The sequence below is a fragment of the Paracidovorax wautersii genome (assembly GCF_900113035.1).
In the GTDB taxonomy this organism is placed as follows: domain Bacteria; phylum Pseudomonadota; class Gammaproteobacteria; order Burkholderiales; family Burkholderiaceae_C; genus Paracidovorax; species Paracidovorax wautersii.
On record NZ_FONX01000012.1, the window covers coordinates 43,112 to 56,451 of the forward strand.

General features: G+C 67.9%; 13 protein-coding genes. 7 read left to right on the plus strand and 6 right to left on the minus strand.

Annotated features, from left to right (window positions below):
* Window positions 1-2 precede the first annotated feature (2 nt).
* Window positions 3-443: a type II secretion system protein N gene (locus BM070_RS16565; protein WP_092940450.1), complete on the plus strand. Its 441-nt coding sequence runs from the start codon at window positions 3-5 to the stop codon at window positions 441-443.
* On the opposite strand, the gene BM070_RS16570 is transcribed toward BM070_RS16565, so the two are convergent.
* From BM070_RS16570 to ilvA, 3 genes are all read right to left on the minus strand, one after another.
* Window positions 433-1,044 (minus strand): histidine phosphatase family protein, encoded by a 612-nt coding sequence (locus BM070_RS16570; protein WP_092940451.1) that lies wholly within the window; start codon window positions 1,042-1,044, stop codon window positions 433-435. The two genes, BM070_RS16565 and BM070_RS16570, sit on opposite strands and share 11 nt — an antisense overlap.
* Window positions 1,044-1,868, minus strand: a complete 825-nt coding sequence (locus BM070_RS16575; RefSeq protein WP_092940452.1) for an adenosylcobinamide-GDP ribazoletransferase — start codon at window positions 1,866-1,868, stop codon at window positions 1,044-1,046. The genes BM070_RS16570 and BM070_RS16575 overlap by 1 nt, the downstream gene beginning before the upstream one ends.
* A 68-nt stretch (window positions 1,869-1,936) precedes the next feature.
* Entirely contained in the window at window positions 1,937-3,496 is a 1,560-nt protein-coding gene (gene ilvA, locus BM070_RS16580) for a threonine ammonia-lyase, biosynthetic (protein ID WP_092940453.1), read from the minus strand.
* A 295-nt stretch (window positions 3,497-3,791) separates the two neighbouring features.
* Here ilvA and BM070_RS16585 point away from each other — a divergent pair, with 295 nt between their 5' ends.
* Window positions 3,792-4,241, plus strand: coding sequence for an OsmC family protein (locus BM070_RS16585; RefSeq protein WP_092940454.1), 450 nt, complete (start codon window positions 3,792-3,794; stop codon window positions 4,239-4,241).
* 61 nt (window positions 4,242-4,302) lie between these two features.
* On the opposite strand, the gene coq7 is transcribed toward BM070_RS16585, so the two are convergent.
* Complete coding sequence (gene coq7, locus BM070_RS16590; protein WP_092940455.1) at window positions 4,303-4,920, minus strand: 2-polyprenyl-3-methyl-6-methoxy-1,4-benzoquinone monooxygenase; 618 nt, start codon at window positions 4,918-4,920, stop codon at window positions 4,303-4,305.
* 49 nt (window positions 4,921-4,969) lie between these two features.
* Window positions 4,970-5,164: a hypothetical protein gene (locus BM070_RS24330; protein ID WP_139222860.1), complete on the minus strand. Its 195-nt coding sequence runs from the start codon at window positions 5,162-5,164 to the stop codon at window positions 4,970-4,972.
* A 55-nt stretch (window positions 5,165-5,219) separates the two neighbouring features.
* On the opposite strand from BM070_RS24330, the gene BM070_RS16595 reads away from it, so the two are divergent.
* The 5 genes from BM070_RS16595 (at window position 5,220) to BM070_RS16615 (ending at window position 11,954) form a co-directional block, all read left to right on the plus strand.
* The gene (locus BM070_RS16595; RefSeq protein WP_092940456.1) at window positions 5,220-6,257 is read left to right on the plus strand and encodes a porin; all 1,038 of its coding nucleotides are present in this window, start codon (window positions 5,220-5,222) and stop codon (window positions 6,255-6,257) included.
* A gap of 193 nt (window positions 6,258-6,450) precedes the next feature.
* Entirely contained in the window at window positions 6,451-7,650 is a 1,200-nt protein-coding gene (locus BM070_RS16600; protein WP_092940457.1) for a porin, read from the plus strand.
* Window positions 7,651-8,096: 446 nt separating this feature from the next.
* Window positions 8,097-9,077 (plus strand): ABC transporter permease, encoded by a 981-nt coding sequence (locus tag BM070_RS16605; protein ID WP_092940458.1) that lies wholly within the window; start codon window positions 8,097-8,099, stop codon window positions 9,075-9,077.
* 1 nt (window position 9,078) lies between these two features.
* Window positions 9,079-10,326 (plus strand): M20 aminoacylase family protein, encoded by a 1,248-nt coding sequence (locus tag BM070_RS16610; RefSeq protein ID WP_245785263.1) that lies wholly within the window; start codon window positions 9,079-9,081, stop codon window positions 10,324-10,326.
* Between the two features lie 47 nt (window positions 10,327-10,373).
* Window positions 10,374-11,954, plus strand: a complete 1,581-nt coding sequence (locus BM070_RS16615; protein WP_434803196.1) for an ABC transporter substrate-binding protein — start codon at window positions 10,374-10,376, stop codon at window positions 11,952-11,954.
* A 24-nt stretch (window positions 11,955-11,978) separates the two neighbouring features.
* Here BM070_RS16615 and BM070_RS16620 read toward each other — a convergent pair whose 3' ends face one another.
* Window positions 11,979-13,271 (minus strand): aminotransferase class V-fold PLP-dependent enzyme, encoded by a 1,293-nt coding sequence (locus BM070_RS16620; RefSeq protein WP_092940460.1) that lies wholly within the window; start codon window positions 13,269-13,271, stop codon window positions 11,979-11,981.
* Window positions 13,272-13,340 lie beyond the last annotated feature (69 nt).

Sequence of the window (13,340 nt, forward strand, 5' to 3'; positions counted from 1 at the left end):
CAATGGTGACAAACACATTCAGCCCCTGGGGCGTGCGCCTGGGCACGATGGCGCTCTGGGTTCTGGCAGGCGCCAGCGTGGTGTATTGGGGGCTGCGGCTCTCGGCCCAGGCGCCGGCCTGGCCGGTGGCCGCCCCGGCGCCCGAGCCCGTGGCGCCCGATGCGCAGGCCCTGGCGCGCCTGCTGGGCGCCGGCCCGGTGGCCCCGGCCGAGGCGCCTGCCGCGGCCAGCCGCTTCGCTCTGGTGGGTGTGCTGGCCGGCACGGCCAGCGGCCATGGCGCGGCGCTGATCGCCGTGGACGGCAAGCCGCCCAAGCCCTACCGGGTGGGCAGCGAGATCGAGCCCGGCCTGGTGCTGCAGTCGCTCGCGCGCAGCCAGGCGCGGCTGGGGCCGTCGAGGGATGGCGCCACCAGCATGACGCTGGAAATCCCGATCAAGAAATGAGGTGCTTTGCGCCGGTGCCCGCCAGCGCCAGCGGCACCCGCAGCCATTCGCCGTAGCCGGGCGCGGGCGCCGTCCATTCGTGCGACAGGGGCGCCACGGCGCCATGCTGCTGCAGCCACTGCACGCAGCGCGCCACGCCCGCATGGGTGATCCACAGCACATCGCCGCCATGCTCCAGCGCCTGCTGCGCGGCTTGGGCCAGCGCGGCCTGCACGCGGGCCAGCATGTCCGTCAGCGCTTCGCCGCCACCTGGGTGGTGGCGGGCGAAGTCGGCGGTCCAGGCGTCGATGTCGGCGCGGGGGATATGGGCCCAGGCGCGGTTTTCCCAGGTGCCGAAGTCCAGTTCGGCCAGCCGGTGATCGGTTTCAAAGGCCAGATCAGGCCGCAGCGCTTGCAGCGCCTGCGCGAGCTGCTCGCATCTTCGTAGCGGCGAGGTGGCGGCTCCGGCCAGCCGGCCGGGCAGGGCGGCCTGCAGCCGGGCGGCGCAGGCGTGGGTGGCGTCTGCATCGGCGGGCACGTCGTGGCGGCCGTAGCAGATGCCGGCATCGATCAGCGGCCGGGCGTGGCGCACCAGCCAGAGTTGGGGCGGGGCGGGCGGCATCAGCCCAGGCCGCCGCGCTGCGCCAGCGCGATGGCGGCGCCCAGGTAGCAGGCGATCTCGCAGACCTGCTGCGTCGCGCCCAGGCAGTCGCCGGTGAAGCCCTGTAGCCGGCGCTGGAACCAGCGGCCCATCCACGCGGCGGCGAGGGCGCTGGTAATCAGCACCGCGGCGAGCAACGGGGCGCCCAGCACCCACCCGGCCAGCGCCAGCGGCGGCACGCACCAGGCCGCAGCGGCCCACAGCGCCGGCGTGGCGATGCGTTCGGCCAGCGGCTTGCTCTTGGAGGTGGCGGTGTCTCCCACATGCGGCAGCCGCCAGATCAGCAGCAGCGGCCAGCCGCGCGAAAGCACATGCCCGGCCCAGAGCGAGACCAGCGCCGCCCCCAGCCCGTGCGTGCCGATGAGCGCCAGCAGCGCCACCTTGGCCAGCAGGGCCAGCACCAGCGCCATGGCGCCGAAGGCGCCGATGCGCGAATCCTTCATGATCTCCAGCGCCCGTTCGCGCTGCGCGCTGCCGCCCAGGCCGTCGGCCACGTCGGCGAGGCCGTCTTCATGGAAGCCCCCGGTGGCGATCACGGTGGCGATGGTGCAGCCCACGGCGGCGATGAGCGGCACGAGCGGCGGCTGCCCGCTGAGCGCCGCGTGCAGCGCGGCATAGGCGGCTGCGGCGATGGCGCCCACCAGCCAGCCCACGCCTGGAAAGTGCGCCGCGCTGGCCCGCAGCATGGCCGGGCTGTAGCCCACCCAGTCCGCCAGCCGCCCGGTGACGGGCAGCCGCGTGAAGAACTGCACGGCCAGCAAATAGTGGCGCAGGGCTTGCTGCATGCTGCTGCTATGGTTTCGGTAGCTGAATACGCAGGTAAATCAAGCGCTGGCGGCCTGAAAGACCTGCATCAGGCCTTGAGGAACAGCCGGTACGCCGGGTTGGCCGTCTCTTCCACCCAGGGGTAGTCCAGCGCCTGCAGGAAGGCGTCGAACGCAGCCTTGTCGTCCGCCGGCACCTGCATGCCCACGAGGATGCGGCCATAGTCCGCGCCCTGGTTGCGGTAGTGGAACAGGCTGATGTTCCAGCTCGGCTGCATCAGGCTCAGGAACTTGAGCAGCGCGCCGGGGCGCTCGGGGAAGGTGAAGCGCATCAGCCGCTCTTCCTGCGCCAGCGCCGAATGGCCGCCGACCAGATGGCGCAGGTGTTCCTTGGCCAGCTCGTCGTGGGTCAGGTCCAGCGCCTCGAAGCCCTGCTGCCGGAAGGTGTCGGCGATCTGCGCGGATTCGCCCCGGCCCTGCGTCGTCAGGCCCACGAAGACGTGGGCGCGCGCGGCATCGCTGATGCGGTAGATGAATTCGGTCACGTTGCGCGGGCCGCCGGGCAGCGAGCCCACGGCCTCGCAGAAGCGCCGGAAGCTGCCGCGCTCTTCGGGGATGGTGATGGCGAAGAGGGCCTCGCGCTCCTCGCCCACCTCGGCGCGCTCGGCCACGAAGCGCAGGCGGTCGAAGTTCATGTTGGCGCCGCAGAGGATGGCGGCGTAGGTCTCGCCCGTGGTCTTGCGCTCGGCCACGTACTGCTTGATGGCGGCCACGGCCAGCGCGCCGGCCGGCTCCACGATGCTGCGCGTGTCCACGAAGATGTCCTTGATGGCGGCGCAGACGGCGTCGGTATCGACGGTGATGAATTCATCCACCAGCCCCTGCGCGACGCGGAAGGTCTCCTCGCCCACCAGCTTGACGGCCGTGCCGTCGGAAAAGAGGCCCACGTCCGCCAGCGCCACGCGCTCGTGCGCGCGCACCGACTGCGCCATGGCGTCGGAGTCGTTCATCTGCACGCCGATCACCTTGATGTCCGGACGCACGGCCTTGATGTAGTTGGCCACGCCGCTCACCAGCCCGCCGCCGCCGATGGCGACGAAGACCGCATCGAGCCGGCTGCTGCCCAGGCTCTGCAACTGGCGCAGGATCTCCATGGCGATGGTGCCCTGGCCGGCGATCACGTCGGGGTCGTCGAACGGGTGGACGAAGGTCAGGCCCTGCTCCTGCTGCAGCTGCACGGCATGGCCGTAGGCGTCGGAATAGCTGTCGCCATGCAGCACCACGTCGCCGCCCAGGGTCTTGACCGCATCCACCTTGAGCTGCGGCGTGGTGGTGGGCATCACCACCACGGCGCGCGTGCCCAGCTTGCGTGCGCTCATCGCCACGCCCTGGGCATGGTTGCCGGCGGAGGCGCAGATCACGCCCCGGGCCAGCTGCTCGGCCGTCAGGTGCGCCATCTTGTTGTAGGCGCCGCGCAGCTTGAAGCTGAAGACGGGTTGCTGGTCTTCGCGCTTGAGGAGCACCTGGTTGCCCAGCCGCTGGCTGAGGGCGTGGGCGGGCTGCAGATCGGACTCGACGGCCACGTCATAGACGCGTGCCGTCAGGATCTTCTTGAGATAGTCGAACGGGGAAAGAGGCGGGGTGGTCATGGGCGGGCGGCGGTCTGCATCGAACGAAAGCCCCGCCGAAGGGCAGGGGCCGACATCATAGGCTTTGGCCCAGGCGCTCCCCGTGGATTGCGAACGGGCAAAAAAAAACGGCCCCGAACCGTGAGGTCCAGGGCCGAATCCATCCTTTGAGGAGATGGAGGAGACAATAGGTGCGCCACTCATGAAAAGCAGCGCATGGGGCAAGTGTAGCCCAATGGATGCTGCGATGCAGCAAAATCTGGGTAGCGTGTGGCAGATTGGCTGCTGATTCGCCTAATTTTTGGAAAAAAACAACATGGAATGCACTGTCAGCTGGACCGGAGCGAGCGGAACGCGCTCGGGCATGGGCTTCATCGCGGAAACCGGCAGCGGCCACGTCCTGGCGATGGACGGCGCGCCGGATGCCGCCAACCCGGCCAACGGCGGCCAGAACCTGGCCCCGCGCCCGATGGAAACCGTGCTCGCCGGAACCGGCGGCTGCACGGCCTACGACGTGGTGCTGATCCTCAAGCGCGGCCGGCACGATGTGCGGGGCTGCAGCGTCAAGCTCACCTCCGAGCGGGCCGACACCGATCCGAAGGTGTTCACCAAGATCCACATGCAGTTCACCGTCACCGGCCGCGGCATTCCGCCGGCCGCCGTGGAGCGCGCCATCGCCATGAGCCACGACAAGTACTGCTCGGCCAGCATCATGCTGGGCAAGACCGCCGAGATCACGACGGGCTACGACATCGTCGAGGCCTGAGCCTTACCGGGCGCCGCCGCGTTGCGGCCAGGGCTTGCTTGCTGAGATCGTGAACACGTTCTTATAGATAGTGCGCGGTGGTCGTCATGACCTTGGCCGCGGCACGCATCGCCAGGCGGGCCGGCGCGGGCAGGGGCACGGCGCCGGCGGCCAGCGCGTGGTTGGCGTGCCGCTCCTCGTCGGCCTGCATGCGGGACACCACGGCGCGCGAGGCGTGGTCGTCGGCCGGCAGCCGGCCCAGATGCCCTTGCAGGTGGGAGGCCACCTGGCGTTCCGTTTCCACCACGAAGCCCAGGCTCACGCGGTCGCTCACCTTGGCCGCCACGAAGCCGATGGCGAAGGCGCCGGCATACCAGAGCGGATTCAGCAGGCTGGGGCGAGCGCCCAGGGCATCCAGGCGTTCCTGGGTCCAGGCCAGATGGTCGGTCTCTTCGCGCGCCGCCTCCAGCAGTTCGCGCCGCAGTACCGGGTCGGACGTCACGCTGGCCTGGGCGGTGTAGAGCGCCTGCGCGCAGACCTCGCCCACATGGTTGACCCGCATCAGTGCGCCGGACAGGGCTCTGTCTGGTACGGAAAGTGCTTGTTGTGCGACGCCCCGTGCCGGAGACGCTTCGGCCGCCACGGGCTTGGCGAACAGGGTCCTCAGTGCCGCATCGGCCGCGTTCAGGAGTTTGTCCATGGTGAGTCTTCCAGAGAGGTTCAATACATTGCTGTAAGTGCTTGAGCCGTCAGCCTTTGCCGTCTGCCGTTGTCAGGAATTTTCCTGTCCCCGGCCACTGTTGCAACACCGCAACGAAAACAGGCTTTGCTAAAGGATTGTGCGGGAATTCCTTTGCGAAACCCGCTGGCGTCTGTTGCAATATCAGTAACTTCCCCACCAGGAGGTTGGCCCGGGGAACCGGCGAGGGTTGCGCGCTTTGCATGACGCAGCTCAGCCCTCCGAACCGGCGCCCTCTGTTTAACCTTGGAGTACTCGCAATGAAAAAATCTCTGATTGCCCTGGCTGTGCTGGCTGCTGCTTCCGGCGCTGCAATGGCTCAATCGTCCGTGACCCTGTTCGGTATCGTTGACACCGCTGTTGGCTACGTCAACAAGGCCAACGCCAACGGCGACAACCTGTACGGCCTGAGCACCAGCGGCAACGCTACGAGCCGTCTGGGCTTCCGTGGCACGGAAGACCTGGGTGGCGGCCTGAAGGCTGGCTTCTGGCTCGAAGGCGAAATCTTCGGTGACAACGGCAACGCCAACGGCTTCAACTTCCAACGTCGTTCCACGATCAGCCTGATGGGCAACTTCGGTGAAGTGCGCCTGGGCCGTGACCTGACCCCCACCTACGCCAAGACCAGCAGCTACGACCTGTTCGGCCAAACCGGCATCGGTCAATTCAAGGGCTGGAGCAACTGGAACGGCAGCGCCGTGGCTGATGCCAACGACATCCGTTCGAGCAACATGGTCAGCTACTACACGCCCAACTTCAGCGGCTTCACCGGCGGCGTGGGCTATGGCTTCGACGAACAAACCGTCGGCAAGGCTGGCCGTTACGCTGGTGCTTTCGGCGCCTACGACAACGGTCCTCTGAGCGTTGCTCTGTCGTACGACCGTCGCGATCTGGCTGCCGCTTCCAAGCGTGACACCCTGACCGTGTCGGGCTCCTACGACCTGAACGTCGCCAAGCTGAGCACGATCCTGCAACAGTCCAAGTACGAAACGCCTGGCCTGGCTGATGCCAAGTTCAACGCATACGCTATCGGCGCTTCCATGCCCGTCGGCGCTGGCGAGTTCAAGCTGCAATACGCTCTGTACGACCAAAAGGCCATCAGCTCCAAGGCTCACCAACTGTCCCTGGGCTACGTGCACAACCTGTCCAAGCGCACCGCTGTGTACGGCACCGTGGCTTACCTGAAGAACAAGGACCAGTCCAACCTGGGCCTGGACGCCAAGAACCTGAACACGACCGGCCCCGGCGCTGGCAACAACCAAACCGGCGTGCAAGTCGGTGTGCGTCACTCCTTCTAATTTCCGGCTGGCCTAGCCAGCTTGAGTTAGCAAGAAGACAAGAAACCGCTGCCCTCGGGCAGCGGTTTTTTTTTGTCGCGCAGGTAACAGGACTTAAGGGAAAACGACTGTGGTTTTGAGGTGCTTGCCCTATGTTGGTCATCGCCCTTGGTTCCTAGAATGAGATTCCTTCCCTTACAGAAAGAGACAAACCATGCGCATTCCGTTTGTGAAAAAAACGCTGGCGATGACGGCTCTGGCCGCAGTGGCGCCTTTGGCCTTGGCACAGCAGGCCCCCGCCACCAGCAGCGTGCAGCTGTATGGGATCGTGGATGTGGCCTATCGCCATACCAACAATGAAGGTGCCAACGCGGACGGATCGCTGAGCCAGATGATCGGTGGCGGTATGTCGCAGAGCCGCTGGGGCATCAACATCAATGAAGAACTGGGTGGCGGCCTGAAGGCCATCGCCAACCTGGAGAACCGCTTCAACGCCGACAGCGGCACGCCGACGACGCCTTACTTCCAGCAGTCCTGGGTCGGCCTGCAGGGCGGTTTCGGCCGTGTCACCCTGGGGCGCCAGTACAACATGCTGTTCGACCTGGTGACCTCCACCTATGCGTCGTTCCCGTACTCGCCCTACATGGAAGCCTACAAGCCCGAACTCGGGATGGCGATGGGTGCGCGTGCCAACAATGCCATCAAGTACCTGGCCGAGGTGGGCGACTTCCGCGGCGCGCTGCAGTATTCCTTCGACGAGGGCAATACGGTGGACAAGTTGGGCGCCAACGTGAACCCGGCCGGCGCCATCCGCACGGCAGGCGGCTACCTGCGCTACGCATCGGGCGGCGTGGCTGCCGGCGTGGGCTACCTGAACACGCGCCTGCCGGGCGGCACGGATGTGGATGCCTGGACGCTGGGCGGCTCCTACCGCACCGGCCCCTGGTACCTGGCCCTGGGCTACGGGCTGAACAAGCGGCAGGATGCCTATGGCTTCAATACCGCCGGCGTCGTGGACAGCTCCATCATGGGCGCGTACTGGTCCGGCTCCTCCAACGGCGGCTTCCTGCCGGGCGCTGCCGCCAATCCGGCCAATCCCGCGAGCGTGCTGAACCTGCGTGACCACGCCGACAAGCGCCAGATGTACAAGGTGGGCGTGGGCTACCAGGCCACGTCGCAGATCAACATCGGCGTGCATTACTTCCATGCCCGCCAGTCGGGTTCGGCATCCGGTGCCTACAGCGGCAAGGCGGACTTCCTCGTGTCCGTGCTGGACTATGCGCTCTCCAAGCGCACCGATGCGTATTTCGCGGTGGACCACACCCGTGTGAACGGCGGCGCCGGCATGGCGCTGGACAGCAACGGTGCGCGCAACCGTACCGGCATCACGGTGGGCATGCGCCACCGCTTCTGATCGCTGCGCCATTGCGCCGACATGCGCTGGCAGGAGGGCCCCACGCTTCGGCGTGCCGGCCGCCTGCCCAGGCCGACGGATTCCCGTTTGGGACCGTCGGCTTTTTTGTGGGTGCGAGGCGGGGAAGAAGAGACTTACACCAAGCTGGCTGGCACTGCACTTGCTGATGAGTGGGCCTGCGTTCGAGCTGGTCGCTAGGAGTGTGTGAATGGTCGCGGTGCAGCAGTCCTTCGCTGGACGGTATTCGATTGTCATGTCGCATGAAGCGCCGCTTGTCGCCTCCGCTTCCCGTGACCGGGCCGCTGCCGTGAGATCTGCCGGCGCCGGCCTGCCAGGTCCCCGGCTGCCGCTCTGCAATGCACGCGTGCCCTGCGTTTGCACATGCCCTGAGTCCCGTGCGCGAAATATCTCCTGCTAGCATGCCTCTCCCAACTCCGGTTCACTGAATGCTCGCCTTTATCCTGCGCCGCCTCATCCAGGCCGTGATCGTGATGATCACCGTGGCTTTCATCTCGTTCATGCTGTTCCAGTACGTGGGCGACCCCGTCGTGTCCCTGCTGGGGCAGGACGCGACGCCCGATCAGATCCGCGACATGCGCGCCGCGCTGGGGCTGGACCAGCCCTTCGTCGTGCAGTTCTGGCATTTCCTGGTGAATGCGGCGCAGGGGGAGTTCGGCATCAGCCTGCGTCAGGGCGCTAAGGTCTCGCGGCTGATCGCCGAGCGCTTTCCGGCGACGCTGGAACTGGCCCTGGTGGCCGCCGTGATGGCGCTGCTGATCGGCCTGCCGATGGGCGTCTATGCGGCGCTGCGCCGGGGCACGTTCATGAGCCAGGTGTTCATGACGATCTCGCTGCTGGGCGTTTCGCTGCCCACCTTCCTGATCGGCATCCTGCTGATCCTGGTCTTCGCCGTGCATCTGGGCTGGTTCCCGAGCTTCGGCCGGGGCGAGGTCACCCAGATCGGCTGGTGGAGCACCGGCCTGCTCACGGCCAAGGGCTGGCACCACATCGTGCTGCCGGCCGTGACGCTGGCCATCTACCAGCTCACGCTCATCATGCGGCTGGTGCGTGCCGAGATGCTGGAAGTGCTGCGCACCGACTACATCAAGTTCGCCCGGGCGCGGGGCCTCTCCGACCGGGCCATCCACTTCGGCCATGCGCTCAAGAACACCCTGGTGCCGGTGATGACGATCACGGGCCTGCAGCTGGGTGGGCTGATCGCCTTCGCCATCATCACCGAGACGGTCTTCCAGTGGCCGGGCATGGGCCTGCTGTTCATCCAGGCCGTCACCTTCGCCGACATTCCCGTGATGGCCGCCTACCTGTGCCTGATCGCGCTGATCTTCGTGGTCATCAACCTGGTGGTGGACCTGCTCTATTTCGTGGTCGATCCACGCCTGCGCGTGGGCAAAGCCGGAGGACATTGACATGGCGAGCGCAGCCGGCGGCAACGTGATGCCCCCCACCCCCCGTCTCAAGGCCGGCGGACGGGCCTTTGCGCAGATCGCGCAGTTCCACCCCGAACTCACGGCCTTCCGGCGCGACCTGCACGCCCATCCCGAACTGGGCTTCGAAGAGGTCTATACCGGCTCGCGCGTGAAAGAGGCGCTCAAGGTCTGCGGGGTGGACGAGATCCACGACGGCATCGGTCGCACTGGCATCGTCGCCGTCATCCGTGGGCAGGGGCGGGGCAGCGGCAGCATGGTGGGCCTGCGCGCCGACATGGATGCGCTGCCCATCACCGAGCAGAGCGATGCGCCCTGGAAGTCGTGCAAGCCCGGGCTCATGCACGGCTGCGGCCATGACGGCCACACCGCCATGCTGGTGGGCGCGGCACGCTATCTGGCGGCCACGCGCAACTTCGACGGCACGGCGGTGCTGATCTTCCAGCCGGGCGAAGAGGGCTTCGGCGGCGCGCGCGTGATGATCGAGGACGGCCTCTTCGAGCGCTTTCCCGTGCAGTCGGTCTATGCCATGCACAACTGGCCGGCGATGAAGCCCGGCACGGTGGGGCTCAACGCCGGCGCCATGATGGCGGCGGCCGACCGCGTCACCATCGAGATCAACGGCCGCGGCGGCCATGGCGCGCATGCCTACCAGGCGGTCGATGTGGTGCTGGTGGCCGCGCACATCATCACGGCCGTGCAGTCCATCGTCTCGCGCAACGTGCGGCCGCTCGACAGCGCCGTCATCAGCCTGTGCGCGGTGCAGGCGGGCGACCTGGGCGCGTTCAGCGTGATTCCTGGCTCGGCCACGCTGGTGGGCACGGTGCGCAGCTTCGATCCGGCCGTGCAGGAGATGGTGCAGCGGCGCATCCAGGAAGTGTGCGGCGCGATCGCGCTGGGCTTCGGCGCCACGGCCAGCGTGCGCTACGAGCGCATCTATCCGGCCACCATCAACACCGAGGAGCATGCGATCTTCGCGGGCGACGTAGCCGAGCGGCTGGTGGGGGCCGACAACGTCGTGCGCGACCTGGAGCCCAGCATGGGCGCCGAGGACTTCTCCTTCATGCTGCAGAGCCGCCCGGGTGCCTATCTGCGCATCGGCCAGGGCATGGGGCCGGGCAACAGCGCGCTGCACAACAGCCGCTACGACTTCAACGACGACATCCTGCCGCTGGGGGCAGCGCTGCATGCCAGCCTGGTGGAACAGGCGATGCCGCTGGCTACGCTATGACGCAGCGCTCGCCCGAAGGCGGCGGCCCATCCATCCTGGCCCTCTGCCTGGGATGGGTGCGCCGATGGGCGGCAGCGCCCGTCCTGCTTGCGCTCGTTGCTCTCCATCCGATAGCGTTCGCGCAGACCATCCGCATCGCCGACCAGGGCGATGCGCTGTCGATGGACCCGCATTCCCTCGACGAGGCGCTGCAGCTCAGCCTGCTGGGCAACGTCTACGAGCCGCTGGTGGGCCGCAACAAGGACCTGAGCCTGGCACCGGCCCTCGCCAAGGCCTGGCGGCAGACGGCGCCCACCGTCTGGCGCTTCGAGCTGCGCCAAGGCGTGCGCTTCCACGACGGATCGGCCTTCACGGCGGACGATGTGGTGTTCTCGCTGGAGCGCGCGCAGATGGCCGGCTCGGGCATGAAGAGCTATGTCGGCTCCATCAAGCAGGTGCGCAAGATCGACGAATACACGGTGGAGATCGAGACGGCCATGCCCTATCCGATCCTGCCCGAAGTGCTCACCACCGTGTACATGATGAGCCGCCCGTGGTGCGAGGCACAGGGCGTGCTGGCGCCCTCCGATGCGCGCAGCGCAGGCACCAGCGGGCGCACCCTCATGCGGGCCAACGGCACCGGCCCGTTCCGCCTGGGTGAACGCCTGCCGGGCGTGCGCACGGTCTTCGTGCGCAATGCCGGCTATTGGGCGCCCATCGAAAGCAATGCCGCCGAGGTCGTCTTCACGCCCATCGCCCGCGACGCGGACCGGCTGGCGGCGCTGCTCTCGGGCCGGGTGGACGTGATGGAGCCCGTGCCGGTGGAAGAGATCGCGCGCGTCAACGCGAACCCCGGCACGCGCGCGGTCACCGGGCCGGAGCTGCGCACGATCTTCCTGGGCATGGACCAGCAGCGCAGCGAGCTGCTCTATTCCAGCGTGCGGGGCCGCAACCCGTTCAAGGACGCGCGCGTGCGCCGCGCCTTCTACCAGGCCATCGACATCGATGGCATCCGCAAGGACGTGATGCGCGGCGCCTCCAACCCCGCGGCCTGGCTGGTGGGCCCGGGCGTGAACGGCTTCCAGGCCGATGCCAAGCGGCTGCCCTACGACGTGGCCGCCGCCAAGCGCCTGATGGCGGAGGCGGGCTATGCCGAGGGTTTCGAGATCACGCTCAACTGCCCGGACGACCGCTACGTGAACGATGCGCGCATCTGCCAGGCCGTGACCTCCAACCTGTCGCGCATCCAGGTCAAGGTGCGGCTGAAGCTGGAAAGCCGGCGCAGCTATTTCCCCCGGGTGCTGCGGCGCGACACCAGCTTCTATCTGCTGGGCTGGGCGCCCTCCACCTACGATGCGGAGGATGCCCTGGGCGCCCTGGTGGCCTGCCCCGACGGCAAGGGCGCGGGCCAGTACAACCTGGGCGGCTACTGCAATCCGCGGGTGGATGCGCTGATCCGCCGCATCGCTGTGGAGACCGACAAGGCCCGCCGCGACGCGATGATCCGCGAGGCGTTCCAGATCCACGCGGAAGACGTGGGCCATCTGCCGCTGCACCAGCAGCAACTGGCCTGGGGCGTGTCCGACAAGCTGCGCCTGGTGCAGCTGGCCGACAACAACATGCCCTTCAAGTGGATGAGCATCCAGTGAGGCGTTGCCGTCCGGCTGCCCGTTTCACGTGGAGAACTCCTGCCTGAGCGCTGCCGCCAGGCGCAGCACATCGTCCTCGGTGGTGTAGATCGCCGGCGCCACGCGCACGCAGGCGCCGCTGGCGGCGCCGTTGCGGGCCACCGTCAGCACCTTGTAGCGCTCGCGCAGCAGGGTCGCCAGCGCGGCGGCCTGCTGCGGCGCGGCCTGGCCCCGCACGCGGAAGGCCGTGATGCCACCGTTCATGCCGGGCTCGTCCGGCGTGAGCACCTCCAGCGCTGGGATGCGCCGCGCCTGCGCGACCCAGAGATCGCGCAGGTGGCGCAGCCGCGCGGCCTTGGCCGCCGTGCCGATCTGCTGGTGCAGCGCCAGGGCGGTGGGCAGGGTCAGCGCGGCCGCGAAGTTGAGCGTGCCCGTATGCACCCGCGAGGCGACGGAGCTGCGGGGATGGTCCTGGTCGCCCAGCTGCGGATCGATGTCCTGCAGCCGGTGGGCCGCGATGCGCAGGCAGCCCATGCCGACCGGCGCGCCGATCCACTTGTGCAGGTTGAAGGCGATGAAGTCCACGCCCAGCGTGTGGGGTGCCACGTCCAGCTGGCCCCACGAATGCGCGGCGTCGAGGATCACGTCGATGCCGCGGGCGCGTGCCTGCTCGGCGATCTCCTTGACCGGAATGACCAGCCCCGTGCGGTGGCTCAGGTGGGTGAGCAGCACCAGCCTGAGCCGCGGATGCGCCGCGAAGGCGGCCGCATAGGCGTCGATGACGGCCTGGCGGGTGGCCGGCTCGGGCAGGGCGATCTTCACCACCTGCACGCCGCGCCGCTCCGCCAGCCACTGCATGGCGTACTGGGCGGAGTCGTAGTCCAGGTCCGCGTAGAGCACCGCGTCGCCCGGCCGCAGGCGGTTGTAGTTGCTGATGAGCAGCTGCAGCGCCTCGGTCGCGCCGCGGGTGAGCGCCACTTCGTTCACGTCGAAGCCGGCCGCCGCGGCCACTGCCGCGCGGGCGGCTTGCCAGTCCGCGCCGAAGCGCGTGCGCGCATAGGCCGTGTTCTCGCGGTTGACCTTTTCGGTCAGGCGCAGGTACTGGGCCAGCACCGGCCGGGCCATGATGCCCCAGTAGCCGTTCTCCAGGTTGGCGAGCGAGGTGTCGGTGTCGTAGAGGCCGCGCACGGCCTGCCAGAAAGCGGTGTCGGCCGCGATCGGGCCACTGCCACTGGCCGCGGGCAGCGTGAAGCCGGCATCCTGCGCCAGGCTGGGCGCGGCGATGGCTGCGCCGAAGGCGCCGAGAAAGCCCCGGCGGGGCAGGAGGGAGGGATTCATGGGAAGGGATGCGGTCATCGATCGCCGGCTGCCGGAACACGAAACGAAACCCTGCGCCGAGCCGGAAGC

Coding starts and splice junctions, on each gene's coding strand:
- BM070_RS16565 (WP_092940450.1), top strand. CDS start 3: ATGGTGACAAACACATTCAGCCCCTGGGGCGTGCGCCTGGGCACGATG.
- BM070_RS16570 (WP_092940451.1), bottom strand. CDS start 1,044: ATGCCGCCCGCCCCGCCCCAACTCTGGCTGGTGCGCCACGCCCGGCCG.
- BM070_RS16575 (WP_092940452.1), bottom strand. CDS start 1,868: ATGCAGCAAGCCCTGCGCCACTATTTGCTGGCCGTGCAGTTCTTCACG.
- ilvA (WP_092940453.1), bottom strand. CDS start 3,496: ATGACCACCCCGCCTCTTTCCCCGTTCGACTATCTCAAGAAGATCCTG.
- BM070_RS16585 (WP_092940454.1), top strand. CDS start 3,792: ATGGAATGCACTGTCAGCTGGACCGGAGCGAGCGGAACGCGCTCGGGC.
- coq7 (WP_092940455.1), bottom strand. CDS start 4,920: ATGGACAAACTCCTGAACGCGGCCGATGCGGCACTGAGGACCCTGTTC.
- BM070_RS24330 (WP_139222860.1), bottom strand. CDS start 5,164: ATGCAAAGCGCGCAACCCTCGCCGGTTCCCCGGGCCAACCTCCTGGTG.
- BM070_RS16595 (WP_092940456.1), top strand. CDS start 5,220: ATGAAAAAATCTCTGATTGCCCTGGCTGTGCTGGCTGCTGCTTCCGGC.
- BM070_RS16600 (WP_092940457.1), top strand. CDS start 6,451: ATGCGCATTCCGTTTGTGAAAAAAACGCTGGCGATGACGGCTCTGGCC.
- BM070_RS16605 (WP_092940458.1), top strand. CDS start 8,097: ATGCTCGCCTTTATCCTGCGCCGCCTCATCCAGGCCGTGATCGTGATG.
- BM070_RS16610 (WP_245785263.1), top strand. CDS start 9,079: ATGGCGAGCGCAGCCGGCGGCAACGTGATGCCCCCCACCCCCCGTCTC.
- BM070_RS16620 (WP_092940460.1), bottom strand. CDS start 13,271: ATGAATCCCTCCCTCCTGCCCCGCCGGGGCTTTCTCGGCGCCTTCGGC.